This window comes from Betaproteobacteria bacterium, from assembly GCA_016720855.1.
In the GTDB taxonomy this organism is placed as follows: Bacteria; Pseudomonadota; Gammaproteobacteria; order Burkholderiales; family Usitatibacteraceae; genus FEB-7.
Genome location: JADKJU010000001.1, coordinates 405,603 through 431,910 on the forward strand (window position 1 = coordinate 405,603; position 26,308 = coordinate 431,910).

Sequence of the window (26,308 nt, forward strand, 5' to 3'; positions counted from 1 at the left end):
CATCGACCTCGCGCCCCACTTCGCCGCAGGCGGCACCTTCGAGCGCGCGCTCGAAGGATGGCGGGTGCGGCCGCAGCAGCTCGAATTCGCGCAGGCGGTGCTCGCGGCGATCGAATCTTCGGGGGTGCTGATCGCGGAGGCCGGCACCGGTACCGGAAAGACTTTCGCCTATCTCGCGCCGGCCCTCATCGCCGGGGGCCGCGTCATCGTCTCCACGGGCACCAAGACGCTGCAGGACCAGCTCTTCCACCGCGACCTGCCCCTGGTTCGCGACACGCTGGGCGTCCCGGCCAAGCTCGCGTTGCTCAAGGGTCGAGCCAATTACGTGTGCCTGCACCACCTGGAGGAGTCCTCCGCCGAGGGAACCTTCGCCTCGCGCGAGGATGCGCGGGACATCCACGCGATCGTCCGCTTCGCCGGTCGCACGGCCACCGGCGACAAGGCGCAGTGCCTCGAGGTGCCCGAGCTCTCCGGCGCCTGGGCCCGCGCCACCTCCACGCGTGAGAACTGCCTGGGCTCGAAATGCCGTCATTACGAGGATTGCTTCGTGATGAAGGCGCGCAAGGAGGCCAGCGACGCCGACCTGGTCGTCGTGAACCATCACCTCTTCTTTGCGGATGTGGTGTTGCGCGACGAGGGCGTGACCGACCTCCTGCCCAGCGCCAACACGATCGTTTTCGACGAGGCGCATCACCTGCCCGACCTCGCAAGGCTCTTTTTCGGGGAGTCGGTGTCCACCGCGCAGGTGATCGAGCTCGCGCGTGACGCGCGCGCGGCGCAGATCCTGCACGCCCGGGAAAGCCCGGCCATCGGGGAGGCGGCCATGGCCGCCGACCGGGCTGCCCGCGACGTGCGCATCGCGCTGGGCGTTGGCATCGGGCGATTCGGTGCGGCACAGCTCGGGGCGAATGCCGAGCTCGCGCAGGCGCTCGACTCGCTGGACGAGAAGCTCGGCGCGCTGGGCGAGCTGCTCGCGGCACAGGCCGAGCGCGCCGACGAATTGCGCAACGCGCACACGCGCACCGAGCAAATGCGGGCGGCCGTCTCTGCCTGGCGGGGTGAAGCGGGCGAGGGGGCCGTACGCTGGGTGGAGACCTATGCGCAGTCGGCGGTGCTCAACCGGACGCCCCTGGATGTCGGCCCCATCTTCGCGCAACAGCTCGCAGGCGCAAAGCGTGCCTGGATCTTTACCTCCGCCACGCTATCGGTCGCGGGCGATTTTCGCCACTACCAGTCGGAGCTGGGTCTCGCGGAGGCGACGGCGCGTCATTGGGAGAGCCCGTACGATTTCGCCAACCAGGCGCTGCTTTACGTTCCGGAGGGCCTGCCGGAACCCAACAGCCCGGGCTATACCGAGGCCGTCATCGATGCAGCTTTCCCGGTGATAGAGGCGGCGCAGGGGCGCGCCTTTCTCCTGTTCACGAGCCTTCGCGCGATGGACATCGGACACGCGTGCCTGAAAGAGAAACTCTCCGGCGCCGGACTCGACTGGCCGGTGTTCCTTCAGGGGTCCGCCGGCAAGAACGAGTTGCTCGAGCGCTTTCGCGACACGCCCAACGCGATCCTCATCGGCAGCCAGTCCTTCTGGGAGGGCGTGGACGTGAAGGGCGATGCACTGTCGCTCGTGGTCATCGACAAGCTGCCCTTCAACCCGCCTGACGATCCAGTGCTCGCCGCGCGCATCGACCAGATCAACCGCGCCGGCGGCAACGCCTTCATGGAATACCAGGTGCCGCGGGCTGTCATCGCCCTGAAGCAGGGCGCCGGACGCCTCATCCGGGACGAAACGGATCGCGGCGTGCTCATGATCTGCGACCCGCGGCTGGTGTCCAAGCCCTACGGAAAGCGCATCTGGCGAGCGCTGCCGCCGTTTCGCCGATCACGCAGCCAGGAGGAGGCCGTGGGCTTTTTTCGCGCAGCCGGCTGATCAGGGCGGGGCCGGACTGTATTCGGGGCGAACGAAGCGCCAGCCGCTGAGGCAATGGCGCACCTGCGGAAACCAGGCCCGGGCAGAGTCGCAATAGTTGAGATGCAGCGGGCGCTGCGTCGGATCGCCATCTTCCCCGGCGGCTGCGGGCGGCACCTGGGTGGTGGGCGGGGAGGACTCGCCTTGCGTGACGCGTTCGCGCCAGCAATCCTCGTTCGGATCGCAAGCGTAAGCGTAGTCGGGGGCGACGGGACCGTAGGCATAGGAGGGGTAGTACGAAGGGCCCCAGGTGCCGTTCCATCCCCATGCCCAGGGAACGCCGAGCGCGAGGCCCCACCCCAGGCCCCACCCCCAATAGGACGCGCCGTAGTACGGGTAGCCGCCGTAGTGCCCGGCTCGGCCGTAATGACCGCGATATCCGTATCCCTGCGTGCCGGAATACGAGGACCGATGGCCGCCCTGGCCGGAGCCGCCCGGAGGCCTGGCGCCCGATGATCCGCCGGAGAGCGGATGGAAAGCGGGGGCCGACACCGCCGGCCCGAACGCAAGCAGGCCTGCGGCAGCCAGGCAGGCAAGAAAAGCAGTGCGCGTCTGGCTCATGCAGATCTCCTGATTGCACGAATCGATGATCGACACCACCACCAACGTCGCAGGCGGGGCGCGCGTTGACCGCTTCGGCGTCCCGGCCCGCGGGATCGTGACAGGTTCGCGCCAAGCCCGGCCGCGCTGCCCTGAGGCCGCGCTAGCCCTTTCTCTTCTTGCCGGTCGCCGCGCGTTTTACAGGCACATCTTCTCCCGGTTTGGGCTGGTCGCCGAGTACCGTCTTCAAGGGACATACGGAAAAGGCCGGGCACTTCTTGCAGCCAACGGCGATGGCGATCGGGCAGACGGTCATGGGAACTCCTTCGGTGAACAGCAATTTTACCACCCTGCGGTACGCCCCTATGCCGCGACCGGAAAGGCCACCGACGCCGAGAGCCCCCCACCGTCGCGCGGCGCGAGATCAAAGCGTGCCCCGTGGACCTTGGCAATGCGCGCCACGATGGCAAGGCCCAGGCCCGCTCCCGAACGGCCGCTGCGTGCCTCGTCGCGGCGCGTGAAGGGCTCCTTCAGGCGCTCCATGTCACCGGGGGGAATCCCGGGGCCGCGGTCGCGGACGCAGACCGTCGCCTCGCTCGCGGAAGCGCAGGTTCGAACGAGGACCTCGCCGCCGCCGTGCTTCACGGCATTCTGGATCAGGTTGTCCACGAGTCGCTGCACCGCCAGAGGGCGCAGCATGAGGACGGGAAACTCGCCCAGTTCACATTTGACCTGCGCCCCGGCGCGCGCGGCGCGCTCGGCGCAATCCCGAACGAGCGAAGACAGGTTCACGGGCACGAACGCCTCCGCGGCCTCGCTGCGCGCGTAGTCGATGAACTGGTCGATGATCGCATTCATGTCCTCGATGTCGGCCACCATGCCCTCCTGCGTGCCGGACTCGACTCGCCCTTCGAGCATCTCCACGTCGAGCCGCAGCCGCGAGAGCGGCGTGCGCAGGTCGTGAGAGATCCCCGCGAGGAACGTGGTTCGCTCGCGCTCCTCGCTCTTCAGGCTCTCCTTCATGCGATTGAAGGCGCGAGCCACCGCGCGCACCTCCGACGGGCCGGTCTCGGGGACCGGCGCCGGATCGCCGCCCTGGCCCAGGTCTTCCGCGGCCTTCGCAAGGCGCGTGAGAGGGCGGTTGAGCCGCCACGCGATGAGGGCGGTGGCGAGGATCGCGATCGCCACGCCGGCCAGCATCCAGTAGAGAAGGGCGTCGGTGCTGGCGCGTTCGACGCGGTTGCGCGGGAACGCCACCCAGAAGTCGCGGTTGCCGGCGCGAAGCCGGACCCACAGCACGCCCGGCGCGCCCGGCCGGACGAAGACTTCCGCGTCGCCGCCGAACACACCCTTGATCCGCTCGCGAAACATGCGCAGGCCCGGCATGTCGCCGGCGGGGACGCCGGGCTCGTTGCCGCGGGCGGGGAAGACGCGGATGCCTTCCTTCTCGGCCAGCCGCTCGATGAATTCGCGGTCGGAGCCCGGCGGCAGTGAGTTGAGCGCCGCCTGGATCGTCTTCAGGTGGCTCACGAACTGTCCGATCCCCATGGCCAGGCGCGGCTGCTGCACCTGCTGGCGGAAGAGCCAGAACGAGGCGGCCTGCGAGGCGACCAGCGCGATGACCAGCACCGCGAGCGTGCGCCAGAAGAAGGACCCCGCCCACCATTTCATTTCTGCGGCGTCCCGTCGGGAACGAACACGTAGCCGAAGCCCCAGACGGTCTGGATGTAGCGGGGACTCTGCGGATCTTCGCCCAGGAGCTTCCTCAATCGCGAGACCTGCACATCGATCGATCGGTCGTAGCTCTCGTGCTCGCGGCCGCGCGCGCGGTCCATGAGCTTGTCGCGCGAGAGCGGCTCCCGGGGATGCTCGGCGAACACCTTGAGAACGGAGAATTCGCCCGTGGTGAGGGCGATGGGCTCGCCATCCTTCGCGAGGGCGCGCGTGCCCAGATTCAGCGAGTAGGGCCCGAAGGTGACGATGGTCTCCTCCCGCGCCGGGGCGCCAGGCGCAGGCGGGGGCGATTGCCGGCGCATCACGGCATTGATGCGCGCCACGAGCTCGCGCGGATTGAAGGGCTTGGCGAGGTAGTCGTCGGCGCCCATCTCGAGGCCCAGGATGCGGTCCACGTCGTCTCCCTTGGCGGTGAGCATGATGACGGGAATGTCGTTGCCGGTCGCGCGCAGGCGCCGGCAGATCGCGAGCCCGTCCTCGCCAGGCAGCATGAGGTCGAGGACCACGAGGTCGTAGCGCGTGCGCTTGAAGTTGTGCTCCATCGCCGCGCCGTCGGGAACCGTCTCGACGCCGAAGCCCTGCTCGGTCAGGTAGCGCTTGAGGAGGTCGCGAAGCCGCAGGTCGTCGTCGACGACGAGAATACGGTGCCTGGTCGGGGGGAGCATGGGAGCCATCGTAACGGCTGCGGCGGTACGGGCGCCGCGTGCGCTTTGTAATGAGATGTTAACAGCGGTGCCCGGGGCGCCCGGTTGCTTACAACCGGTTACGATCGTGCAGGCTCGCGGAAACGCCTTGGGGGTGCGCAGCGGGATAGGCTCGGTTCACGTGCAAGACAGTCCATTCCCAACCACCACGGAGTAAACCATGAAAGCCACCACGATCCTCGCCGCCGCAGTCTTTGCCACGTTCGCCGTTTCCGCGCAGGCCGATTTCTTCGCACCCCGCAGCACCGGGGCGGGTTATGGTCCCGGCGCTGGCCCCGGAGCCGGCATGCGCGGCGCCGGAATGCTCGACCGCGTCAAGGCTGCCGACACGAATGGCGACGGCATGATCAGCCGCGAGGAAGCCCAGGCCTCCCTGCCTCGGCTCGCTGCGAACTTCGATGCGATCGACGCGAACAAGGACGGCTTCATTTCGTTGGCCGAAATCGAGGCGGCCCGCGCGGCCCACGGACCGGCGGGACGCGGCGAAGGCTGGAAGAAGTGGGACACCAATGGCGACGGCAAGCTGAGCCGTGACGAAGTGGCCAATGCCCCGCGCCTGGCGCAGGAATTCGACGCCCTCGATACGAACAAGGACGGATTCCTCTCAGCCGAGGAATTGCAGAATGCGCGTCGCGCCCATGTCGCCGGCGGTCCGAATCGCGGGGAAGGGTGGAAGAAGCTGGATGCGAACGGCGACGGCCGGCTTTCCCGCGATGAAGTCGCCAACGCGCCGCGACTGCTGCAGGACTTCGATGCGATCGACACGAACAAGGACGGATTCCTTTCAGCCGAGGAACTGCAGGCCGCCCGTGGCCGCTACGCCGGTCGCGGACGTCCGTCCTGAGGCAGCAAGCCTCATGCACCACCTGATCGCGAGACTCGCCCGGATCGTTTTCTTCGCCGGCGCGAGTCTCGCGGGCAGTTGCCTGTCCGCCTGGGCCGAACCCCTCGGGGAGGCGGACGCGCGACACCTTCTGGCGCGCACCGGTTTCGGCGCCACGCCGGCGGAAGTGGCGGACTTCGCCCGCCTCGATCGCAGGGTCGCCGTCGAGCGCATTCTTGCAGGTGCCCGGACGCAGGCGACCTTGGCGCCGCCATCGTTCGTCGAGGAACCGTTCTTCCCGTACTACAAGGTGCGCGCCCTTTCCGCGCAGGAGCGCATGGCGTACCAGCGCCGCAATGTCGAAGAGGGCCTGCAGCTTCGCGAGTGGTGGTTCCGCGAGATGCTCACCACCGCTTCGCCGCTCACGGAACGCATGACCCTCTTCTGGCACGGCCATTTCGCCACCAGCCAGCAGAAGGTGCGCAGCAGCCTGCTGGTCTATCGGCAAAACGCGCTGCTGCGCAGCCACGCCCTCGGCAATTTCGGGAGCTTGCTGCGCGCGGTGTCGAAGGACCCGGCCATGCTCGTATATCTGGACAGCGCGGGCAGCCGGCGTGAGGCGCCCAACGAGAATTTCGCGCGCGAGGTGATGGAGCTCTTCACGCTCGGCGAAGGCCACTACGCCGAGAAGGACATCAAGGAGGCTGCGCGTGCGTTTACCGGTTGGAGCCTCGATCGCGACACCGGGGAATTCCGCTACCGCCCTTTTTTCCACGACGGCGGAATGAAAACGATATTCGGCCGGTCCGGACGCTTTGACGGCGATGACGTGCTGGCGCTCCTCCTCGAGCGCCCCGAGGCCGCCACCTTCATCACCAGGAAACTCTGGAAGGAATTCGTGTCCCCGAACCCCGACGAGCGCGAGGTGCAGCGGCTCGCGGCCGTGTTCCGCGAGGCGCGCCTGGAGGTGACACCACTCATTCGCGCGATTCTCCTGGCCGACGCGTTCTGGTCGCCCTCGAACCGGGGAACGATCGTCAAGTCGCCGGTCGAGCTCGTGGTGGGCACGCTTCGAACCTTCGAGATCAGTCCCACGACGCTTCGCCCGGCCGTCGCGGGCGCCGCGTTGCTCGGGCAGAACGTGATGTCTCCCCCCAACGTGAAGGGCTGGCCCGGCGGCGATGCGTGGATCAACTCCGCCACGCTCCTCGGGCGCAAGCAGTTCCTCGATCGCCTCTTCCGGGGTTCCGACGCCATGGCGGCGATACCGATGCAGGCCATGACCGCGCAGGGGGGAGCGACGGCCGAGGCAACGCCCGAGGCTCGCTTTCGCCACATGATGGAGCGCGGGATGGCGACCTATTCCTTCGACTGGGACCGGTGGGCGCGCGCGTTTCCGGGCGAGGCGGGCCGGGCAGCCCGTGTGCAAGGCGTCGTGCTCGCGATCGCCCCGGTTGACCCGTCCGCGGCCTTGCTGGATGGCCCTGCGCTCGTTCGCGCGCTCACGGCCGACCCGGCTTACCAGCTCAAGTAGGGGCCGCCATGAAGCGCCGCGACTTCATTCGCTTCGCCGCCGTGGCCCCCGTGGCCGCGTGGTGCCTGCCGTCGCTCGCCGCCGCGTCGCGGCGCCTCCTCATCCTCGTGGAACTCAAGGGCGGCAACGACGGGTTCAATACCGTCGTGCCATTCGCGGATCCGGCCTACGCACGGTTGCGGCCGCGACTTGCGCTCCCGCGGGAATCGTTGCTCGAGATCTCCGAAACGGCGGGGCTGCATCCCTCCCTCGAGAAACTGCTGCCCCTGTGGAATGACGGCGGGCTTGCGATCGTGCAGGGCGTGGGATATCCGGCGCCCAACCTCTCGCATTTCCGCTCGATCGAAATCTGGGACACGGCCTCGCGCAGCGATGAATACCTCGACGAAGGGTGGCTCACGCGTTTTTTTGCGAAACGCCCGTCACCCCCGGGCTACGCGGCGGATGGAGTCGTCGTCGGGTCTGCCGACCTCGGACCCCTGGCCGGCACGGGCGCCCGGACGATCGCCCTGGCGAACCCCGAGCAGTTCCTGCGCAGCGCAAGGCTCGCCAAGAGTGAGGCGGGCGCATCCAGCAACCCTTCGCTTGCGCATATCCTGCGCGTCGAACACGACATCCTGCTTTCCGCCGAGCGGCTGAAGCCCGGCAGCGACCTGGGGACGAGCTTCCCCGCGGGCCCCTTCGGTGCGGCCATCAGGACAGCGGTGCAGCTCGCCGCCAACCCGGAAGGCGTATCCGTTATCCGGGTGACGCTCAACGGATTCGACACGCATGCCAACCAGCTGGGCACCCATGCGGGACTTTTGCGGCAGTTGGGCGAAGGACTTGCCGCCTTGCGCGAAGGGCTGCTGGAAGTCGGACGATGGAATGACGCCCTCGTAGCCACCTATGCGGAGTTCGGGCGCCGTCCGCGCGAGAATGAAAGCAGGGGCACCGACCACGGGACGGCGGCTGCCCATTTCGTGATGGGCGGGCCAGTGAAAGGAGGTTGGTACGGGGCCGCACCACGCCTCGACAGCCTCGACGCTTCGGGCAATCCCGCATTCACCGTGGACTTCCGAAGCCTCTACTCGACCCTCCTGGAGGGGGCATGGAGCGTGGAGACTCGCAGCCTGCTCGGCGGGCAGTTCGACAAGCTGGGGTTCGTCCAGGCTTGATCTGGTTTAAGAAATAACATTAAATATATAGCGTAACATATTGTTATCTAGATAATAACTAGGCCGGGCTGCCAGCGAGCATCGTCGGTATAATGGGCCCATTTCCCGGACCTTCGCCTTCCTTGAACCTCCTGGCCGTCGAGACTTCCACGGAGTTGTGCTCAGTCGCCCTCCTGCGCGGCGACGAGCTATTCGTTGAGGAAATCCTCGCACCCAACCAGCATGCCGAACGGCTGGCCCCCATGGTCCGGCAACTGCTGGATCGAGCGGGGCTGACCGCGCGCGACATCGATGCGTTTGCCTTCGGACAGGGGCCGGGCTCGTTCACCGGCCTTCGCATCGCCTGCGGCATGGTTCAAGGGCTGGCGTTCGGATCGGAGCGGCCTGTGGTGCCCGTCCCGTCACTGGTTGCCCTCGCCGAGCAGGCCAATGCAAGCCGCGTGTTGACGGCACTGGATGCGCGCATGGGCGAGACCTACCTTGCCGCCTACTCCCGCATGGGAGGCGACTGGCAGGCGGCCATCGAGCCGGGCCTTTTCCCGCAATCGTCCCTGCCCGCGCTTCCGGGTCGGGATTGGGTGGCCACCGGCAGCGGGTTCGATTCGTTCGACTGGCTGCGCGAAGCCTATGCGTCACAGGTGTCAACGCGGATCGGCGGCGACCTGCCCCGGGCGGGTTCCGTGGCGCGCGTCGCCGCGCGAAGGCTGGCGCGCGGCGAATCGGTACCACCGGAGCAGGCGGCACCCCTGTACCTGCGCGACAAGGTGGCCTTGACCACTCGCGAGAGGCAGGCCGCCCGGTGAGCGCGCTTCCCAGGCTCCAGGTCGGTTACCGTCCCATGCGCCCCATCGACCTGGGGGCGGTCGCCGAGCTCGAGAGGGCCCTTTACCCCTTCCCCTGGAGCCTGGGCAATTTCCGGGATTCCGTGAACGCCGGCTACGACTGCTGGGTGGCCTGCCACGGCGAGCAGGTCATCGGCTATGCAATCCTCATGGTCGCTCTCGACGAGGCGCACCTCCTGAATATCGCCGTGGGTCCCGTCTGGCAGAACCAGGGCATCGGGCGTGCCTTTCTCCAGTTCATGCTCGACAGAGCGCGTGAGGCCCGTTGCATGATCGTTTACCTCGAGGTCCGGCCCTCCAACGTGGCTGCCCGCCATCTCTACCGCGAGGCGGGGTTCCAGCAGATCGCCATCCGGCCCTCCTACTATCCCGCCCCGTCGGGGCGGGAGGATGCCTTGTTCCTCGGAATCACTCTCTAGACCCATGGACGATCGAATACTCAAGGAACTCGAATTGCTGACCGTGGCCCGCCTCTACGGGCTCGCTTCGCCACCCGTTCGCGCGGCGTCTCCCGTCCCGACGCCGGCCCCCGTGGCGCCGGTCCCCGTAGCGCCGGCACCGACTCGGGCGATCGAACCGAGGCCGCCACCGGCGGAAGCGGCTCGCCGCACGCCCCCGCCGGCGGCCCCGCCTTTCCCGGAAGGCGTCGAATCGATGGACTGGGCCGCGCTGCGTGCTGCCGTACGCGACTGCCGGCGATGTGCGCTGTGCGAGCAGCGCAAGCAGGCGGTATTCGGCGTGGGCAACGAATCCGCCCCGTGGCTCTTCGTCGGTGAGGGCCCCGGCGCGGACGAGGACGAGAAGGGCGAGCCGTTCGTGGGGCAGGCCGGCAAGCTCCTCGACAGCATGCTCGCGGCGGCGAAGCTCGCTCGCGGCCGGGAGGTCTACATCGCCAACGTGGTGAAGTGCCGCCCGCCGGGCAATCGTGTGCCGGCGCTCGAGGAGGCCGCGGCGTGCGCTGCGTGGCTCGACCGGCAGATCGACCTCATCCGGCCGCGGATCATCGTGGCGTTGGGCAAGACTGCAGCCATCCGCCTGACGGGCAACGAGTCGAGCCTCGCGAGCCTGCGTGGCAAGGCGCACGCCTACCGCGGCATCCCGCTCGTCATCACCTACCACCCGGCCTACCTGCTCCGGAACCTGCCCGACAAGGCCAAGGCATGGGAGGATATCCTCTTCGCGAGGCGAACATTCGGCGCGGGCGCCTCCCGAGAACGGCACGACCCTTGAATCGGACCCTTCCCATCCCCATGATTGCCATGCTTTCCAACCCCCAACCGGGAGTACCCCTTTCCATGCGCAAGTTCCTGACCCTTTTCGCGCTCGCCGGCGCGCTGGCCCTTTCCGGCTGCGGCTACAACGATTTCCAGACGAAGGACGAAGAGGTGAAGGCAGCGTGGTCCGAGGTGCTGAACCAGTACAAGCGCCGCGCGGATCTCATCCCCAATCTCGTTAGCGTCGTGCAGGGCTACGCCGCACAGGAGAAGGACGTCCTCCTGGGAGTGACCCAGGCGCGCTCGAAGGTGGGCTCGATGCAGATGACGCCCGAGGCGTTGAACGACCCGCAAGCCATGAAGAACTTCCAGGCCGCGCAGGGAGACCTCTCGAGCGCGCTTTCCCGCTTGATGGTGGTGGTCGAGAACTACCCGCAGTTGAAGAGCGACGCCAGGTTCGGTGAACTGCAGGCGCAACTCGAGGGCACGGAGAATCGGATCACCACCGCGAGGAACCGCTACATCAAGACGGTCCAGGGATACAACATCCTCGCGCGCCAGTTCCCGACCAATCTCACGGCGATGCTCTTCAGCTACAAGGAGAAGGCTAACTTCACCGTAGAGAACGAAAAGCAGATCGCCGAGCCGCCCAAGGTCGATTTCACGGCCAAGCCCGCCGCCGCGCCCGCACAACCCGCCGCTCCGGCCCAGCCCGCGCCCGCCAAGTGACCCGCACCGCCGGCCGCCTCCTCTGGGGGGCGGCCGTGTCCTTTTTCGTCGCGTTCGCGGCCCTGGCCGCGGACGTGTCGGAGCCCATTGCCGTCCCGAAGCTCACGGACCGCGTTGTCGATCTGACGGGCACGCTGGCTGCGCCCGAGCGCGACGCCCTTGCCGCGAAGCTCAAGGCCTTCGAGGCGACGAAGGGATCGCAGGTCGCGGTGCTCATGGTGCCTTCCATCGGCACGGAGACTATCGAGGAATTCGCGACGCGGGTCACCGACGACTGGAAACTCGGTCGCAAGGGCGTCGACGACGGCGTGCTCTTCGTGATCGCAAAGCAGGAACGGCGCATGCGCATCCAGACGGGGCGCGGCGTGCAGGGCGTCCTCACCGACGCGCTTTCCCGGCGCATCATCGCCGAACTCGTTTCCCCGCGTTTCCGCACCGGCGATTTCGCGGGAGGCATCGACGCGGGCGTGAACGCCATCCTGAAGGCGATCGAAGGCGAGTCGCTTCCCGTGCCCGCGAAGCAGGCGTCGCGGGGAACGGCCCCTTCATCCTCGTCGTCGTCCGCGTCGATCGAGAATTTGTTCTGGCTGGCGATCGTGGTGGTCCCGGTGGTCGGGATGATCCTTCGCGCCCTCGTGGGGCGCTTTCTCGGCGCCGCGCTCACCTCCGGCATCACGGGGCTTGCGACGTGGTTCATCTTCGGCAGCCTCTTCGTCGGCGGCATCGTCGGCGTCATCGCTTTCATTGCCGTGCTGATGGGCATCCGCTTCGGCGGGCCGGGCGGCTGGTCCACGGGAGGATCGTCGGGGGGAGGCGGGTGGTCCAGCGGCGGTGGCGGCTTCAGCGGGGGCGGCGGAGGCTTCGACGGCGGCGGCGCCTCGGGAAACTGGTGATGGATCTGCGACGATTCTGGCGGCACATCGTGATGACGCGCTGGACGGCGGGACGGGCGTTCTCGCCTGCCACGCGGGAGGCAATCGCCCGCGCGGTGGCCGAGCACGAAAAGCGCCACCGTGGCGAGGTGCGTTTTGCCGTGGAAGCCGAACTCTCCTCGATGCAACTGTGGGCCAACCTGGGTTCGCGTGCCCGCGCGATCGAGGTCTTCGCGAGGCTGGGCGTCGGAAACACTGCCGAGAAGACAGGCGTGCTGGTCTACGTGCTGCTTGCCGACCAGAAGGTGGAGATCGCCGCCGACCGCGGCATTTCGGACCGGGTTGGACAGGCCGGGTGGCAGTCGATCTGCGCGAAGATGCAGGAAGCGTTCCGCGTCGGGCATTTCGAGGAAGGGGCAGTGACCGGAGTCACCGAGATTTCGGCACTGCTTGCGAAGCACTTCCCGGCCGAAGGGGCCAACCGGAACGAGTTGCCCGACGAGCCAGTGATGCTCTGAACGTTCAGGCTTTGGTCTTCCCGTTACCGTCGGATTGCAGCAGTGCCTCGATCTCGCGCCGGCGAGCGGCATCGGGCAATGGCGCCTCGCCCGTGGCCGCATTGCGGCGGCGGATCATGATGACCAGCGCGGCGAACCCCAGGAGGATGAGCAGCCCCGGCCCGACCCAAAGCAATGCGGTGGCCGCGTTGAAGGGCGGCTTGTAGAGCACGAAGTCGCCGTAGCGGTCCACCATGTAGCTGCGGATCTCGTCGTCGGTCTTGCCGGCGGCGATCATGCTGCGCGTCTGCTGGCGCAGGTCCAGCGCGAGCGGCGCATTGGAATCGGCGATGGTCTGGTTCTGGCACACGAGGCAGCGCAGTTCCTCGGCGATCGACTTCAGGCGCGCCTCCACCTTCGGGTCCGGATGGGCGATCTCGTTGGACTGGCCCCACGCGGCGAGCGAGGCGGCCAGGGCGAGGGACAGCAGGAAGCGCTTCATGCGTTGAGTTTCGCGAGGAGGGGAAGGATCGTCTTCTCGAGGGCCTCGGGAGTGATCGGGCCGATCTGCTTGTAGCGGATCACGCCTTGCTTGTCGATCACGAAGGTCTCCGGCGCGCCATAGACCCCGTAGTCGATGCCCACCTTGCCTTCGAAGTCCCAGGCCGACAGCTGGTACGGGTTGCCATGCTGCTGCAGCCATTTCGTGGCGTCGGCCCTGGCGTCCTTGTAGTTGAGGCCCACGATCGGGACGAGGCCCTGGCGGTTCATGTCGTTCAGGACCGGGTGCTCGACCCGGCAGGACACGCACCACGAGGCCCACACGTTGAGCAGCCACACCTTGCCCTTCATCTGTTCGGGCGAGAAGGCAACCTGCGGTTCCTGCAGCGTCGCCAGCGTAAAGGCCGGCGCGGTCTTGCCGATGAAAGGCGAGGGGACCTCGCGCGGGTCCTTCGTGAGGCCGACGGCCAGGAAGATGCACATGACCACGAAGATCGCGAGCGGGATGATGAACTTGAGAGATTTCATGGCTTGTCGGGCTAGTCCCCGGTTGCCACGGCGCCCGCCGGGGCGCCAGCCGGACGCCTCGCAAGCCGGTAGCGGCGATCGGCGATGGCCATGAATCCGCCGAAGGCCATCAGGAGGCATCCGCCCCAGATCCAGTCCACGAAAGGCTTGTGGTAGATGCGCACGCCCCAGGTGTTGCCCTCCACCTGCTCGCCGAGGGAGACGTAGAGGTCGCCCGTCAGGCCGGGGTGGATGCTGGCCTCGGTCATGGTCTGGCCTGAGGCCTGGTAGATGCGCTTCTCCGGGTGTGCCGTCAACATGAGATCCGGCGAACCGGCTCGGCGCACCTCGAAGATGCCTTGCATGGAGGCGTAGTTGGGGCCCGGCAATTCGCGGGTTCCCACGAACTTGAACTCGTAACCCGCGATCGTGGCCGTCTCGCCCGGGGACATGCGCACGTCGCGCTCCGTCTCGAAGCCTTTCACCATCGTCACGCCGATGATGAAGGCGGCTACGCCGACGTGGGCGAACTGCATGCCGTACCAGGAGGCGGTGTTGGCGCGAAGCTTCCCCATGAGCGTGGCCTGCGGCGAAGTCCTGATGCGATTGCCGAACTGGACGGCCGTGGCGAGCACCACCCAGAACGCGAGAAAGAGCCCCAGGGCCACGAGCCCGGACCACTTGCCCTTGGCGAGGGGCACGATGATCGCGCACGCAATGGCCACGCCGAGCGCCCACTTCAGTCGCGTGGCGAGCTCGGGGAGGTCGGTCTTCTTCCAGCTGGCCATCGGGCCGATCGCCATCAGGAACACCGCAGGCGCCATCAGCGGGAAGAACACGGTGTCGAAGTAGGGCGGGCCCACCGAGATCTTGCCGAGGTTCAGCGTGTCGAGCACCAGCGGGTAGAGCGTGCCCAGCAGCACCGCCGACATGGCGATCGTGAGGAGCACGTTGTTCGCGAGCAGCATCGACTCCCGGGACGCTCCCGAGAACTTTCCGCCGAGGCCCACGCGCGGCGCGCGCCAGGCAAAGAGCGTGAGCGACCCGCCGACGACGATGGCCAGGAAGCACAGGATGAAGACGCCGCGCCTCGGGTCGGTCGCGAAGGCGTGCACGGACGTGAGGACGCCCGAGCGAACGAGGAAGGTTCCCAGGAGCGACAGCGAGAACGCAACGATGGCGAGCAATACCGTCCAGCTCTTGAACGCGCCGCGCTTCTCGGTCACCGCCAGCGAGTGGATGAGGGCGGTTCCCACGAGCCACGGCATGAAGGAGGCGTTTTCCACCGGGTCCCAGAACCACCATCCGCCCCAGCCCAGCTCGTAGTAGGCCCACCAGCTTCCCAGCGCGATGCCGATGGTGAGAAAGCACCAGGCGGCCGTCGTCCAGGGCGCGACCAGCGTGCCCACGTGCTGTCGAGGCGACCCTCCACGAGTGCGGCGATCGCGAAGGCGAACACGACGGCGAAGCCCACGTACCCCATGTAGAGCAGGGGCGGGTGCATCACCATGCCCGGGTCCTGGAGCAGCGGGTTCAAGTCGCGGCCATCCTCGGCGGGCGGCAGCAGGCGCTCGAACGGGTTGGACGTCGTGAGGATGAAGAGCAGGAACCCGATCGAGATGAGGCCCATGATCCCGATCACGCGGGCGGCGATCCGCTCGGGCAGGTGACGCGACAGGAGCGCCACGGCCGCGGTCCAGCCGCCGAGCATGAGGACCCACAGGAGCATCGACCCTTCGTGCGAGCCCCAGGAGGCCGCGAACCGGTAGTGGATCGGCAGGCGCAGGTTCGAGTGGTTGGCGACGTTGGCCACGGAGAAATCGTTGTTCACGAAAGACGCGGCGAGCGCGGCCCACGCGAGCAGCACGAAAAGAAACTGCCCCAGGGCAACGGGCCGCGCGGCCGATACCCAGGCGTTCTTGCCGAGTGCCGCGCCGGCGAGCGGCAGGAATGCCTGCGCGAGCGCGAGGAGCAGCGCGAGGACGAGTGCCAGCTGGCCGATCTCGGGGATCATCGTTTCACGCTCCCTTGCCCTGCGAAGTTTTCCTTGGCCATCGGGTGCCCGGCCTGCTTGAGGGCCATGGCCGCTTCCGGTGGCATGTAGTTCTCGTCGTGCTTGGCCAGCACCTGGGACGCCTTGAACGTGCCGTCCGGGGTCATGCGTCCCTCGGCCACCACGCCCTTGCCTTCCTTGAAGAGGTCCGGAAGGATACCCGTGTAGCTGACCGGCACGGACTCGGCGCCGTCGGTCACCGTGAAGGTCACGGAGAGCGCGTCCTTGTGGCGCACGACCGTGCCGCCCTCGACGAGGCCGCCGACGCGGAAGTTGCGGTCCAGGGGCACTTCCTTCTTCGCCACCTGCGTTGGCGTGAAGAAGAACACCAGGTTGGACTGGAATGCATTCAGCACGAGCGCCGCTGCCACGCCCAGGGCGGCAAGCCCCCCGACGATTGCAACAGCGCGCCTAGTTCTCGGTTTCAAGATCCCGCTCCTCGTCGATGGCGGCCAGCGCACGATTGCGCCGAACCCGCAGCAAAACGATTTCGACCACGATGGCGGCGAGAAGTGCCCCGTAGGACATCCACACGAAGAACGCGTGGCCGCCCATCGCCCAGAAGTCCGCCCAGCTCGACCACCAGATCGTCATGCCGCCCCCAGGTCGCGAACCCACTGGCTGCGACGCTCTCGCTCCAGGATGACTGAGCGCACACGCACCAGCGTTGCTCCGATCGCGTACATCCAGGCCGCCAGGCTCATCACGAGCATGCCCGTGAGCATCGTCACGTGCATGCTGGTGCCCTTGAAGCTCACGCTGGAACCCTGGTGCAGCGTGTTCCACCACTGCACCGAGAAGTAGATGATCGGCAGGTTCACCACGCCGATGAGCGCGAGGAGGGCCGCCGCGCGGTCGCCCCGGCGCGGGTCCTCGAAGGCGTTGGCGAGCGAGATGAACCCGAAGTAGAGGAAGAGCAGGACCAGCTCGGAAGTGAGCCGCGCGTCCCACACCCAGTAGGTGCCCCAGGTGGGACGGCCCCAGAAGGAGCCCGTCCACAGTGCGATGAAGGTGAGCATCGCGCCGGTCGGGGCGATTGCGCGGGCCATCATGGCCGACAGCCGCGTGTTGAAGACGAGGGTGAGCCCGCAATAGCAGGCCATGACGAAGTACAGGAACATCGACATCCAGGCCGTGGGGACGTGGATGAAGATCACCCGGTACACGGCGCCCTGCTGCGCATCGGTGGGCGCCACGAGCAGCCCGAGGTACAGGCCCCAGGCCGCCAGTACGGCGGCCAGGATGAAGAACCAGGGCGCCAGGCGCCCGGCGAGCCCGTAGAAGGTGGAAGGCGACGAGAAATAGAACCAGTTCATGGGGTTGGCGTGGATTTCCTGATTCGGGAGTATCGCCCGCACGGGGAAAATCCGGTTGCGGGATCGCAAAATGCCAATTTATGTTGTGAAATCAATCGACTGCGATGCGGACGGCGGCGCCCACGGCCCATGGCAGCCCCACGAGCGCGGCAATGAGCGCGGCGGCGAGCAGGGAGAGGTGCGGGGCGGGAGAAAGGCCGGTGGCCTGGGCCTCCGACGCGCCGGCGCCGAATATCAGCACGGGAACGAAGAGCGGCAGGGCGAGCAGCGCCAGGAGCATCCCGCCGCCCCTTGCGCCCAGGGCGAGAGCCGCACAGGCCCCTCCCAGCAGCGATAGCACCGGCGTGCCGATGGCGAGCGAGGCTGCCTGGATGAGGAGCGTGTCCGGGGCGAGTCCGTATTGCAGCCCGATGAGCGGCGAAAGCAGGGTGAGTGGAAGCCCGGACACGATCCAGTGCGCCGCGATCTTGCCGGCCGCCCAGCCGAGCGCGGGGTGGGGCGAGAGCGTCATCTGCTCCAGCGAGCCGTCCGCGTAATCGGCGGCGAACAGGCCGGGCAGCGCGAGGAAAGCGGCCAGCAGGGCACCGACCCAGATCACGCCGGGCCCGATGCGCGCGAGCAGTTGCGGCTCGGCGCCGATCCCCAGGGGAAAGAGCGAGGCCACGAGCGCGAAGAACGCCACGGTGAGAACGGCTTCGTCCGGATGACGCCACGCCAGCCGCAGGTCGCGGGCCATGGCCCAGCTGAACCCACCCGAGAACGAGCCCTGCGCCTGGATGCGGGTGGCGGAGTTCGCGTTCATTGGCGCGATGCCATCATGCGAGGCGAAGCTCGCGGACCACTCCCGAGGAGGGAGCCAGCCGGTGATGGGTGGCGGCGAGGGCGAGTCCGCCGCTGGCCAGATGACGGTCGAGCAGATCCACGAATTGCGCCTGCCCGGCGTCGTCGAGTGCGGTGAGCGGCTCGTCGAGCACCCAGAACTCGGCGGGATCCATGGCGAGGCGCGCCAGGCCGATGCGGCGGCGTTGTCCGGCGGAAAGGCGCCGCGCCGGGATTCGGCGGCGCTTCTCCAGGCCGACGGCGGCCAGGGCTTCGCGCCGCTCCTGGTCCGTGGAGCCGACTCCGCGAAGGCGCAGCGAGAATTCGAGATTCTCTTCGGCCGTGAGGTCGTCCTTGAGCGACGGCAGGTGCCCCGCATAGGCGGTTCCGGCGCGCATTCGCTCCGGATCGATCTGGGATGATTTGCCGTGCCAGAGGACCGTTCCTTCGTCCGGTCGCGTGAGGCCCGTCACGCAGCGAAGCAACGTCGTCTTTCCGCAGCCGTTGGGGCCGCGCACGCACAGCAACTCGCCGCTCGCCACTTCGAAGCCGATTCCCGAGAAGAGCAGGGCGGGCCCGCGGCGGCAGGCGAGGTCGCGAACCTGGAGGATATCGGGCGCGCCGCTGCGATGCTTTTCAGTCATCGAGTGTGGTGCCTCAAGGCACGACCCGGTCGATCACGATGGCCACTGCCTTGGCGCCGGGTGCGACCGGCTTGCTCGTGCCGACGAGGTCGCCGGGCTGGATCACGGCGCCACCGGCCTTGGAGACGCGCGCCTCGATCACCACCGAGGGGGTCGTGGAGAGCTTCACCGCCGGCGACATGCCCATGGAGTCGTCGAGCTCGAAGGCCCTGGGCAGTTCGCCCGCGCCACCGCGGATGATGGCCAGCGGGATGCGCGAACCGGTTTCGGCCCGCGCGTAGATGAACAGCGTGTCGGTGGGCGCTGTCTTTCCGGCCAGCGCGTCGGCGAGCCGCACGGTGCCGGACACGGACTTGCCCGCAACCGCAGCGGCCTTGGCCGGCGCAGCGTCGGTCGGCGGCATCGATGCAGGTGCCTTTGCCGGGGCGGCAGGCGCAAGCGTGGCCGGGGCAGCGGCAAGGATCTTCGAAGGCGGCTGAGGCTTGCCGGCCGCGGCCGCGCGGGAGCGCACGTCCTCGATGACGTTGCGCACTTCGGCTGCATCTTCCGATCCCGGGGGCACGACGGCGTACAGGCGCTCCCAATACGCGAGCGATTCGGCGAAATCGCCGCTGTTCAGCTTCGCGCTGGCGGCAAGTGCCAGGGCCTTCGGGTGCCGCGGATCCACCTGAAGCGCGCGCATCACGAGTTCGGTGGGCTCGCCCGCCAGGTTGCGGCCGCGCGATGCGCCGAGCGCGTCCGCGTAATCGGCGAGCACCGAGGCCTCCTGCGGGGCGATCTTCGCAAGGTGCGCATAGGCCGCGAGCGCCTTTTCGGTCTTGCCGGTCGCGGCGAAGGAACGCGCGAGCAGCATCCACCCCTGCACATCATCGGGCTGCTCCTTCATCTTCTGCTCGAGGGCGGCGACCATCTCCTCGATCTGGTGATCGCCGGGCGTCGCGGTGGCCGCCGCCGCGAGCAGCTTCGGATCGGTCGCCTCGGGCGTGCCGACCCAGAGGTAGAAACCGACCGCGACGGCGGGAATGAGGAGCGCGAAGAAGCCGGCCACCGCCCAGGGGCGGCGATAGGGGCCGGCAGGGGCTTCTGCAGCGGTGGCGAGGTCCTCCTCGGCCCGCGAGGCGAGTTCCGCGAGCGCGGACTCCCGTGCGTCCTTCGCGAGAAGGCCCACGCTCACGTCGGCCTCGATCTCCTGCCGCTGGCCGCGCAGGACGGCAAGGTTGGCGTCGCGCAGGGTGGGGCCGGAGATCGCCCGGGGGCGCAGGAGGGGCACAAGCACGAAGGCGAGAGCCGCCACGATCAGGAGGGCGGCCACGATCCAGAAAGTGAGCATCGGGGAGGAGGCGGGCGGGCAGGAATGCGACGCAGGATTATACCGGAGGCGGCGACGTGTTTCCCTTGCGAACGGTCAACGGGCCGTTACAATGCGGTGGCGCATCGACGTTGCGATCGGCAATGCCGTTCCATTTAAAACGACAATAGAGCGGGGAAGGGAGTGCAGCCGGTGCGGCACCAGTCGATCCTGGAGTACGCGCGTTTCCGATGGTTCAAGGCGGCATTGTGGCTTTCGCTCGTCGCGGGCGCGGCCTATGTCTGGCACGACCCGCCCCTCAAGCCCTACGGAGGCACCTGGCTCGGCTACACGCTGGGAACCCTCGGGGCGCTCCTCATCCTGTGGCTGCTGTGGTACGGCGTGAGGAAGCGAAGCTACGCTTCACGTGCCGGCACGGTGCAGGGATGGCTTTCGGCCCACATCTACCTGGGCACGGCCCTCGTCGTCGTGGCGACGCTGCACACGGGCTTCGAACTGGGCTGGAACGTGCACACGCTGGCCTATGTCCTGACGGTCGCCACGGTCGCGAGCGGGTTTTACGGCGTGTACATCTATCTCTCGGTACCGGGTTTGATGACCGCCAATCGCGGCGAGGAAACGCTCGATGCGATGCTCCTGAAGGTGGCGGACCTCGACCGCGAGATTCGCGACCGGGCGCTCTCCCTCCCGGACCAGATTCTCCGCGTGGTGAACGCATCCATCGACGGCACGCGGATGGGCGGCAGCTTCCTGCGTATCGTTTCCGGACGTGACCTGACGTGCCCGACGGCCGCCGCGGTCCGGGACCTGCCCGATATCGGCAAGCGCCTTACCGGCGACGTGGCGAAGCTGAACCACGAGGTTTATAGCCTGCTGCTGCAGAAGAACGAGATTCTGGAGCGTGCGCGCCGAGACCTGCGTTTCAAGGCCCGGCTCGATCTCTGGCTGTACCTTCACGTTCCTCTCGCGATCGCCCTGCTCGCGGCGCTCGCCACGCACGTGGCCTCGGTTTTCCTCTACTGGTAGCGGGCTCCGGGAGCCGACTTGAAACTGCTCGTCATTTCACAGAGCCGCAATCGCGCCGGGCGCATCGTGCAGGTGCGCCGGGACGTCACGGCCGACTGGGTGCGGGTGGGTCGCAACGCTTCGAGCGAAGTGCTGCTTGCCGATTCGCGAGTTGCGCTGAGCCAGGGCCTCATCGTCGATCGCAACGGTCCCGTCTACACCGAAGGGGAGATGGGGACCACGACCAACACGACGCGCAAGGCCGTGCGATCCGTGCGGCTGGCGCCCGGCACCACCATTGACGTCGGACCTTACCGGCTGACCGCCATCGCCACTCCCGAGGGTTATTCCGGGGCGATCACCGTGGAACTGGTGCGGCCCGCGGGTGAGATGGCGCCGGAGTTCCTGGCGAGGGCGGGCAAACTCACGCTCGCCTCGCTCGGGCTGTCCCGCCGGGCGATCGCCCTTGCGCTTTTCGGCCTTGTCGCGATCGTGTTCTTCCTGCTTCCGGCCGGCCGCATCCTCGACCTGCCCTGGCGGCAACCGAGCGGGATTGCCATCGCGAGCGACAGCTTCTGGAATCCGGGTCAGGTCATGCTCGCGCACCAGCCGATCGAACGCAGGTGCGAGGCGTGTCACGAAATCGCTTTCCGGCATGTGCGCGATGCCGCCTGTCTCGAGTGCCATGCGAAAATCGGCCATCACGTCGGGCAGGACCTCAAGCCGGCCGTCCTCTTCGCCGGCACGCGCTGCGCCGAGTGCCACCGCGATCACAAGGGTGCAAGGACCACCGATCGCGACGACGATCGCTTCTGCGTGGATTGCCATCGCGACGTGCGCTCGAAGGCGAACGGAGCGCAGTCGCAGAACGTTACCGATTTCGCCAGGGACCACCCGGCCTTCCGGCTCACGCTGCCTGCGGACAAGGGCTTCAAGCGCGTGCGCCAGACAAGCGCGCCGATGCAGAAGGCCTCCAACCTCGTCTTCACGCACGCCGTTCATCTCGACCCCGCGGGCGTCAAGCACCCTGACAAGGGCAAGGTGAAGCTGGATTGCGCAGCATGCCACCAGCCCGACGCTTCCCGTCGCGGCTTCGAACCGGTGACGATGGCGAAGCATTGCCAGGACTGCCACCGGCTCGAATTCGAGCCCGCGATAAGCGCGCGCCAGGTGCCCCACGGAAGGCCGGCCGAGGCGATCACGGTGGTGCGCGAGTTCTATGCGAACCTCGCGCTGAACGGCGTCAGGGACAGCTTCGAGAAAGCGTTCGGCGTTCCGGGCGAGGGGCTTCTGCGCCGCGTCGGCGAGCCCACTGCGGCCCAGCGCGAGGCGGCGCTTGGGCTGGCCTCGAAGAAGGCCACGTACGTGGCGAAGGAGATCGTCGAGATACGCCTGTGCCTCACCTGCCACGTGATCCTGCGCACCGATGGCCCCCAGGGCAGCGAGTGGACTGTCGCCGAGGTGCAGGCCAACAACCGCTGGATGCCGCACGCGCATTTCGACCACAAGAGCCACGCGCAGTCGAAATGCACCGTTTGCCACGACGTAGCGAAATCGAAGCCCGGCGCCGACGAGGCGAAATCGAAGCGCAGCCTGGACGTGGCGATGCCGCGGATAGAGGGCTGCCGCGAATGCCATGGTGGCTCGAAGCCCGTGGAGAAGAAAGTCACTTCCAACTGCCTGCTCTGCCACGGCTTCCATGAGCAGGAGTATCCGTGGGACCCGCAGTTCAAGCCGAAGGCCGCCAGGCGCGCCGCTTCCGGAGGGATCGGTGCGAGCTGAAACCCTGCTTGCGGCAATCGGAACCGCCGCGCTGGCGCTCTGTATTTCGGGTTGCTCGGGCTCCTCGGGCAACGCCGGATCCACGGCCTGCGTCCCGAACTGCAACGCACCCGCGAACGCTCTTTCCGAGGACGACGTCCGCCGGGTCATCGCGCAGGCGGTTGGGGAGGCGGGGGCGCGCAACGCAAGGGCAACCGTCGCCATCGTGGACCGGGCAGGCAATGTTCTCGCGGTGTTCCGGATGGCCGGCGCCCGGCAGACGATCGACATCCTTTCCGGGCTCGGTGTCGAAGGGGGTCTCGACGGGTTGCGCGACACGCTGCCCTCGACCGCGGGGGCCATCGCCAAGGCGATCACGGGCGCCTATCTCTCGTCGTCGGGGAACGCCTTTTCCACGCGCACGGCGAGCCAGATCGTGCAGCAGCATTTCCTGCCCGGCGAATCGCAGGCGCCTTCGGGCCCACTCTACGGCGTGCAGTTCTCGCAGCTTTCGTGCTCGGACGTGAACCGCAACACGGGGCAGGGCACGGTGGGGCCGAAGAGGTCCCCGCTGGGGCTTTCCGCCGATCCCGGAGGATTGCCCCTCTACCGAAACGGCGCCGTCGTGGGCGGAATCGGCGTGATGGCCGACGGCCTCTACGGGCTGGACCTCGTGGTCACCGATCTCGACGAGGACCTGGACGAGCTGATCGCGGTGGCGGGTACTTCCGGCTTCGCGGCACCGTCCGATATTCGGGGCGAGCGCATCACCGCCGATGGCAAGACTTTCCGGTATGTCGATTCCGAATCGCTCGTCACGGACCCCTCGAGTGCGCCGGCGTTCTCCGCGCTTCCCGGCGAACTCGTCGCGGTGCCGGGCTATGTCGATGCCGCCGTGCACCCGGGCGTTTCCTACGGAACGCCCGACTCCGGGTATCGCCCCGCCACCGGGGTGTTCGCCGCCCTCGGGGCCTATGCGCTGGTGGACTCCGCGAACGCCGAGCGTTTCCCGCCTCGGGCCGGCACCGGCACCGGCGCCCTGACGGCGGTCGAGGTTTCGCGAATCCTCGAGGAGGGCATTCGCGTTGCGAATCGCGCGCGCGCGCAGATCCGCCGCCCGCTCGGCTCGTCGGCGGAGGTAACGCTGAGCGTGGTCGACCTGAATGGCGATGTGCTGGGACTCGTCATGACAGCGGACGCACCGGTCTTCGGGACCGACGTCGCCGTGCAGAAGGGCCGGGGTGCGCTTCTCTTTTCGCGGCCGGATGCGTTCGCGCTGCTCACCGGGCTCCCCGCGGCAAGCTACCTCGTCCCGGCAGGCGCCACTTCGTCCATCGGCGCCTATGCCGTTGCCTTTCGCGATTTCGTGGGTGAGGGCGGTGAGCTCGACGGGCGTACCGCCTGGTCCATGCGCGCCATCGCCAACCTGCATCGCCCGACCTTTCCCGACGGCATCTCGGGCGCGCCGCCGGGGCCGCTCTCCAAGGGCCTCGACACGTGGAGCCCGTTCAACGTGGGCTTCCAGCTTGACCTCGTCTACAACCAGCTCGTGAAGGGTGCCCTGGGAGACACGTCGACAGGCTGCGCCGGACGCGCGGCCGCAGGGGCGATCGCGGGTACGCCCGACGCGGGCTTGCCGGTCGCGCGCAACGGCGTGCAGATCTTTCCGGGCGGCGTGCCCGTTTACCGCGCCGGGGTCCTCGTCGGCGCCGTCGGCATCTCGGGCGACGGCGTGGACCAGGACGACATGGTGGCGCTCCTCGGGCTCGCCAACGCGGCGCTTGCGATGGGCACGGGATTCGGCAACGCGCCGGGCGCGATGCGCGCCGACCAGCTCTCGCCCCGGGGCGTACGCCTTCGTTACGCGCAATGCCCGCAGTCGCCGTTCAACGGTTCGACGGAGCAGAACGCCTGTGCGGGCCTCTGAGAGCGCGCGCTTCCTGCTTGTGGCGCTCGCGATGACCGGCGTTTGCACATTTCCCGTGGCGCTGGCGCAGGAAGGACTCAAGCCCGCGGCGAACGAGGACTCGAAGCTCCCCCAGGAACGGCCGGTGGACACGCAGATTGGCCCGCGCCGCGCCGGGGACTCGAAACCCCTGGAGTTCTTTCCGCCGCCCGCGGACCCGAGCCAGGTCCCGGCGCCAATGGCCGGAACGCTGCGCCAGGCCATTCCGGTGCCGGATCGCTGGCGCATCATGCAGGCGCTCGGGTTCACGTTTCCCCTCTCCGATCCCTACCACCAGAACATCCTGAAGGGCGACCTGCCCATTGGCGACGACCCCTGGTTCAGGGAGCAATTCCCCGACCTCGCGCGGCGGCTTTCCCCCGACTGGTTCTTCAATGTCGGCGCGGTCTCCGACACACTGGCGGAGGCGCGCCGTCTGCCCACGCCGGTGGGCCCGCAGACGACCCGCAGGCCGGGGTCCGACGACGTCTTCGGGCAGGGCCGGCAATCGACCATCGCGCAGACCGTCATCCTGTCCTTCGGGCTCATCAAGGGCGACACGACATTCAAGCCGCCGGATTACGAGTTTCGATTCGTTCCCGCCCTGAACGTGAACCAGTCGCGTGTCGAGGAAGTGCGCGCGTTGACGCTCGACCCGCAGCAGGGAACGACGCGCACGGACTCCCACGTGGGCATCCAGGAACTCTTCGCCGACGTGCACCTGCGAAACGTCTCGGCGCAATACGACTTCGATTCGATGCGAATCGGCATCCAGCCGTTCACCTCCGACTTCCGTGGATTCGTCTTCCAGGATGTTCCCTTCGGCGTGCGGCTCTTCGGCACGCGCGACAGCAACCAGTGGCAGTACAACCTCGGCTGGTTCCGAAGGCTGGAAAAGGACACGAACTCCGGCCTGAACGACGTCACGGTCCGGATGCGCAGCGACGACCTGTTCGTGGCCAACGCCTACCGCCAGGACTTCCCGATCCCGGGGTTCACGTCACAGGCAATCGGCATCCTCGACGTGAACCGGGAGGGCAGCGGGGCCTATTACAACAACAACGGCTTCCTCGAGCGGCCCTCGTCACTGGGCGACGAGCGCCCGCACGACTACACGGTCGGCTATCTCGGCTACAACGGCGATGGGCACATCGGTCGCTGGAACCTGCAGGTCTCGGTGTACGCGGCGATCGGCCACGACGAGCGCCATCCCCTGGCTGGCCGTCCGCAGGACATCCGCGCCGGGTTCGCGGCGGCGGAACTTTCGCGCGATTTCAGCTGGATTCGGCTGCGCCTGAATGCACTTGCGGCCTCGGGAGACAAGGACCCGTTCGACGCCAGGGCGACCGGCTTCGACGCCATCCTGGAGAACCCGCAATTCGCCGGGGCGGACACGAGCTTCTGGATCCGCCAGGCCGTGCCGCTGGTCGGCGGCGGCGGCGTCGCGATCTCCGGTCGCAACGCGGTGCTGCCCAGCCTGCGTTCCTCCAGGGACCAGGGGCAGTCCAATTTCGTGAACCCGGGGCTGCTGCTCGTGGGGATGGGGATGGATGCGGACGTGCTGCCGCAATTGCGCGCCGTCGCAAACCTCTCCTACCTGCGCTTCCAGGATACGACGGTGCTGGGCGTCCTTCGTAACCAGGCGCCGCCGGACCGCGAGATCGGTTGGGACGTGTCGGCCGCGGTCCAGTACCGTCCGCACATGAGCCAGAATCTCGTCCTCAACGCCTCGGCCGCAGCGCTCGTGCCGGGCAAGGGCTTCAAGCAGCTCTACGACGAGGACCGTCGCGGGCCGCAGTATTCCATTCTCCTGAACCTCCTCCTGACCTACTGACC

The 26,308-nt window shown here is 67.7% G+C and carries 26 protein-coding genes and 1 pseudogene; 14 read left to right on the plus strand and 13 right to left on the minus strand.

What is annotated here, in order from left to right; translation table 11 throughout:
- The first annotated feature begins 1 nt into the window (after position 1).
- Positions 2-1,927: an ATP-dependent DNA helicase gene (locus IPP91_01760; protein MBL0140804.1), complete on the plus strand. Its 1,926-nt coding sequence runs from the start codon at positions 2-4 to the stop codon at positions 1,925-1,927.
- Here IPP91_01760 and IPP91_01765 read toward each other — a convergent pair whose 3' ends face one another.
- The 4 genes from IPP91_01765 to ompR all read right to left on the minus strand — a co-directional run bounded on the left by IPP91_01765 (position 1,928) and on the right by ompR (position 4,914).
- Entirely contained in the window at positions 1,928-2,527 is a 600-nt protein-coding gene (locus tag IPP91_01765) for a hypothetical protein (protein MBL0140805.1), read from the minus strand. It abuts the gene before it with no gap.
- A gap of 142 nt (positions 2,528-2,669) precedes the next feature.
- On the minus strand, positions 2,670-2,822 hold the full coding sequence (locus IPP91_01770; protein ID MBL0140806.1) for a hypothetical protein: 153 nt from the start codon (positions 2,820-2,822) through the stop codon (positions 2,670-2,672).
- A 47-nt stretch (positions 2,823-2,869) separates the two neighbouring features.
- A complete protein-coding gene (locus tag IPP91_01775) occupies positions 2,870-4,177 on the minus strand; it encodes a HAMP domain-containing protein (GenBank protein MBL0140807.1) in 1,308 nt (435 codons plus the stop codon).
- Positions 4,174-4,914, minus strand: coding sequence for a two-component system response regulator OmpR (gene ompR / locus IPP91_01780; protein MBL0140808.1), 741 nt, complete (start codon positions 4,912-4,914; stop codon positions 4,174-4,176). Before ompR ends, IPP91_01775 begins: the two co-directional genes overlap by 4 nt.
- Before the next feature lie 190 nt (positions 4,915-5,104).
- On the opposite strand from ompR, the gene IPP91_01785 reads away from it, so the two are divergent.
- The 9 genes from IPP91_01785 (at position 5,105) to IPP91_01825 (ending at position 12,633) form a co-directional block, all read left to right on the plus strand.
- The gene (locus IPP91_01785; protein MBL0140809.1) at positions 5,105-5,788 is read left to right on the plus strand and encodes an EF-hand domain-containing protein; all 684 of its coding nucleotides are present in this window, start codon (positions 5,105-5,107) and stop codon (positions 5,786-5,788) included.
- Between the two features lie 13 nt (positions 5,789-5,801).
- On the plus strand, positions 5,802-7,301 hold the full coding sequence (locus IPP91_01790; GenBank protein MBL0140810.1) for a DUF1800 domain-containing protein: 1,500 nt from the start codon (positions 5,802-5,804) through the stop codon (positions 7,299-7,301).
- A gap of 8 nt (positions 7,302-7,309) precedes the next feature.
- Positions 7,310-8,458 (plus strand): DUF1501 domain-containing protein, encoded by a 1,149-nt coding sequence (locus IPP91_01795; GenBank protein MBL0140811.1) that lies wholly within the window; start codon positions 7,310-7,312, stop codon positions 8,456-8,458.
- A gap of 92 nt (positions 8,459-8,550) precedes the next feature.
- Positions 8,551-9,261, plus strand: coding sequence for a tRNA (adenosine(37)-N6)-threonylcarbamoyltransferase complex dimerization subunit type 1 TsaB (tsaB, locus tag IPP91_01800; protein MBL0140812.1), 711 nt, complete (start codon positions 8,551-8,553; stop codon positions 9,259-9,261).
- A gap of 35 nt (positions 9,262-9,296) precedes the next feature.
- Entirely contained in the window at positions 9,297-9,719 is a 423-nt protein-coding gene (gene rimI, locus IPP91_01805) for a ribosomal protein S18-alanine N-acetyltransferase (GenBank protein ID MBL0140813.1), read from the plus strand.
- A complete protein-coding gene (locus tag IPP91_01810; GenBank protein MBL0140814.1) occupies positions 9,691-10,530 on the plus strand; it encodes a uracil-DNA glycosylase in 840 nt (279 codons plus the stop codon). Before rimI ends, IPP91_01810 begins: the two co-directional genes overlap by 29 nt.
- Before the next feature lie 65 nt (positions 10,531-10,595).
- Positions 10,596-11,243 carry a LemA family protein gene (locus IPP91_01815; protein MBL0140815.1) on the plus strand — a complete coding sequence of 216 codons (648 nt, stop codon included), beginning with the start codon at positions 10,596-10,598 and terminating at the stop codon, positions 11,241-11,243.
- Positions 11,240-12,136, plus strand: a complete 897-nt coding sequence (locus IPP91_01820; GenBank protein ID MBL0140816.1) for a TPM domain-containing protein — start codon at positions 11,240-11,242, stop codon at positions 12,134-12,136. The genes IPP91_01815 and IPP91_01820 overlap by 4 nt, the downstream gene beginning before the upstream one ends.
- Positions 12,136-12,633, plus strand: a complete 498-nt coding sequence (locus tag IPP91_01825) for a TPM domain-containing protein (GenBank protein ID MBL0140817.1) — start codon at positions 12,136-12,138, stop codon at positions 12,631-12,633. Before IPP91_01820 ends, IPP91_01825 begins: the two co-directional genes overlap by 1 nt.
- A 4-nt stretch (positions 12,634-12,637) precedes the next feature.
- On the opposite strand, the gene IPP91_01830 is transcribed toward IPP91_01825, so the two are convergent.
- The 9 genes and pseudogenes from IPP91_01830 to ccmI form a co-directional block, all read right to left on the minus strand.
- Complete coding sequence (locus IPP91_01830; protein ID MBL0140818.1) at positions 12,638-13,114, minus strand: cytochrome c-type biogenesis protein CcmH; 477 nt, start codon at positions 13,112-13,114, stop codon at positions 12,638-12,640.
- The gene (locus IPP91_01835; protein MBL0140819.1) at positions 13,111-13,641 is read right to left on the minus strand and encodes a DsbE family thiol:disulfide interchange protein; all 531 of its coding nucleotides are present in this window, start codon (positions 13,639-13,641) and stop codon (positions 13,111-13,113) included. Before IPP91_01835 ends, IPP91_01830 begins: the two co-directional genes overlap by 4 nt.
- An 11-nt stretch (positions 13,642-13,652) precedes the next feature.
- A pseudogene (locus tag IPP91_01840) lies at positions 13,653-15,634 on the minus strand (heme lyase CcmF/NrfE family subunit).
- Positions 15,631-16,101, minus strand: coding sequence for a cytochrome c maturation protein CcmE (ccmE, locus tag IPP91_01845; GenBank protein MBL0140820.1), 471 nt, complete (start codon positions 16,099-16,101; stop codon positions 15,631-15,633). The pseudogene IPP91_01840 and the gene ccmE overlap by 4 nt, the downstream one beginning before the upstream one ends.
- Entirely contained in the window at positions 16,085-16,261 is a 177-nt protein-coding gene (gene ccmD / locus IPP91_01850; GenBank protein MBL0140821.1) for a heme exporter protein CcmD, read from the minus strand. The genes ccmE and ccmD overlap by 17 nt, the downstream gene beginning before the upstream one ends.
- 2 nt (positions 16,262-16,263) lie before the next feature.
- Entirely contained in the window at positions 16,264-16,989 is a 726-nt protein-coding gene (ccsA, locus tag IPP91_01855) for a cytochrome c biogenesis protein CcsA (GenBank protein MBL0140822.1), read from the minus strand.
- A gap of 91 nt (positions 16,990-17,080) precedes the next feature.
- A complete protein-coding gene (gene ccmB / locus IPP91_01860; GenBank protein ID MBL0140823.1) occupies positions 17,081-17,725 on the minus strand; it encodes a heme exporter protein CcmB in 645 nt (214 codons plus the stop codon).
- Between the two features lie 79 nt (positions 17,726-17,804).
- Positions 17,805-18,452: a cytochrome c biogenesis heme-transporting ATPase CcmA gene (gene ccmA / locus IPP91_01865; protein MBL0140824.1), complete on the minus strand. Its 648-nt coding sequence runs from the start codon at positions 18,450-18,452 to the stop codon at positions 17,805-17,807.
- Positions 18,453-18,465: 13 nt separating this feature from the next.
- The gene (gene ccmI / locus IPP91_01870) at positions 18,466-19,782 is read right to left on the minus strand and encodes a c-type cytochrome biogenesis protein CcmI (GenBank protein ID MBL0140825.1); all 1,317 of its coding nucleotides are present in this window, start codon (positions 19,780-19,782) and stop codon (positions 18,466-18,468) included.
- Between the two features lie 171 nt (positions 19,783-19,953).
- Between ccmI and IPP91_01875 the strand changes: the two genes are divergently transcribed.
- From IPP91_01875 to IPP91_01890, 4 genes are read left to right on the plus strand one after another with little or no spacing between them, the layout of a single operon-like run.
- Positions 19,954-20,787, plus strand: a complete 834-nt coding sequence (locus IPP91_01875) for a hypothetical protein (protein MBL0140826.1) — start codon at positions 19,954-19,956, stop codon at positions 20,785-20,787.
- Positions 20,788-20,805: 18 nt separating this feature from the next.
- Positions 20,806-22,548 (plus strand): hypothetical protein, encoded by a 1,743-nt coding sequence (locus tag IPP91_01880; protein ID MBL0140827.1) that lies wholly within the window; start codon positions 20,806-20,808, stop codon positions 22,546-22,548.
- Complete coding sequence (locus IPP91_01885; protein MBL0140828.1) at positions 22,466-24,454, plus strand: heme-binding protein; 1,989 nt, start codon at positions 22,466-22,468, stop codon at positions 24,452-24,454. Before IPP91_01880 ends, IPP91_01885 begins: the two co-directional genes overlap by 83 nt.
- A gap of 31 nt (positions 24,455-24,485) precedes the next feature.
- Positions 24,486-26,306 (plus strand): hypothetical protein, encoded by a 1,821-nt coding sequence (locus IPP91_01890; protein MBL0140829.1) that lies wholly within the window; start codon positions 24,486-24,488, stop codon positions 26,304-26,306.
- Positions 26,307-26,308: the final 2 nt, after the last annotated feature.

Excerpts from the sequence above, each read along its gene's own strand:
- IPP91_01835 (MBL0140819.1), bottom strand. The coding sequence starts at position 13,641 with ATGAAATCTCTCAAGTTCATCATCCCGCTCGCGATCTTCGTGGTCATG.
- IPP91_01765 (MBL0140805.1), bottom strand. The coding sequence starts at position 2,527 with ATGAGCCAGACGCGCACTGCTTTTCTTGCCTGCCTGGCTGCCGCAGGC.
- IPP91_01825 (MBL0140817.1), top strand. The coding sequence starts at position 12,136 with ATGGATCTGCGACGATTCTGGCGGCACATCGTGATGACGCGCTGGACG.
- IPP91_01815 (MBL0140815.1), top strand. The coding sequence starts at position 10,596 with ATGCGCAAGTTCCTGACCCTTTTCGCGCTCGCCGGCGCGCTGGCCCTT.
- ccsA (MBL0140822.1), bottom strand. The coding sequence starts at position 16,989 with ATGAACTGGTTCTATTTCTCGTCGCCTTCCACCTTCTACGGGCTCGCC.
- IPP91_01775 (MBL0140807.1), bottom strand. The coding sequence starts at position 4,177 with ATGAAATGGTGGGCGGGGTCCTTCTTCTGGCGCACGCTCGCGGTGCTG.
- IPP91_01830 (MBL0140818.1), bottom strand. The coding sequence starts at position 13,114 with ATGAAGCGCTTCCTGCTGTCCCTCGCCCTGGCCGCCTCGCTCGCCGCG.
- IPP91_01790 (MBL0140810.1), top strand. The coding sequence starts at position 5,802 with ATGCACCACCTGATCGCGAGACTCGCCCGGATCGTTTTCTTCGCCGGC.
- ccmB (MBL0140823.1), bottom strand. The coding sequence starts at position 17,725 with ATGGCCCGCGACCTGCGGCTGGCGTGGCGTCATCCGGACGAAGCCGTT.
- ccmA (MBL0140824.1), bottom strand. The coding sequence starts at position 18,452 with ATGACTGAAAAGCATCGCAGCGGCGCGCCCGATATCCTCCAGGTTCGC.
- IPP91_01785 (MBL0140809.1), top strand. The coding sequence starts at position 5,105 with ATGAAAGCCACCACGATCCTCGCCGCCGCAGTCTTTGCCACGTTCGCC.
- IPP91_01885 (MBL0140828.1), top strand. The coding sequence starts at position 22,466 with ATGAGCAGGAGTATCCGTGGGACCCGCAGTTCAAGCCGAAGGCCGCCA.
- IPP91_01795 (MBL0140811.1), top strand. The coding sequence starts at position 7,310 with ATGAAGCGCCGCGACTTCATTCGCTTCGCCGCCGTGGCCCCCGTGGCC.
- IPP91_01770 (MBL0140806.1), bottom strand. The coding sequence starts at position 2,822 with ATGACCGTCTGCCCGATCGCCATCGCCGTTGGCTGCAAGAAGTGCCCG.
- ompR (MBL0140808.1), bottom strand. The coding sequence starts at position 4,914 with ATGGCTCCCATGCTCCCCCCGACCAGGCACCGTATTCTCGTCGTCGAC.
- IPP91_01890 (MBL0140829.1), top strand. The coding sequence starts at position 24,486 with ATGACCGGCGTTTGCACATTTCCCGTGGCGCTGGCGCAGGAAGGACTC.
- IPP91_01810 (MBL0140814.1), top strand. The coding sequence starts at position 9,691 with ATGCCTTGTTCCTCGGAATCACTCTCTAGACCCATGGACGATCGAATA.
- ccmI (MBL0140825.1), bottom strand. The coding sequence starts at position 19,782 with ATGCTCACTTTCTGGATCGTGGCCGCCCTCCTGATCGTGGCGGCTCTC.
- tsaB (MBL0140812.1), top strand. The coding sequence starts at position 8,551 with ATGGGCCCATTTCCCGGACCTTCGCCTTCCTTGAACCTCCTGGCCGTC.
- rimI (MBL0140813.1), top strand. The coding sequence starts at position 9,297 with ATGCGCCCCATCGACCTGGGGGCGGTCGCCGAGCTCGAGAGGGCCCTT.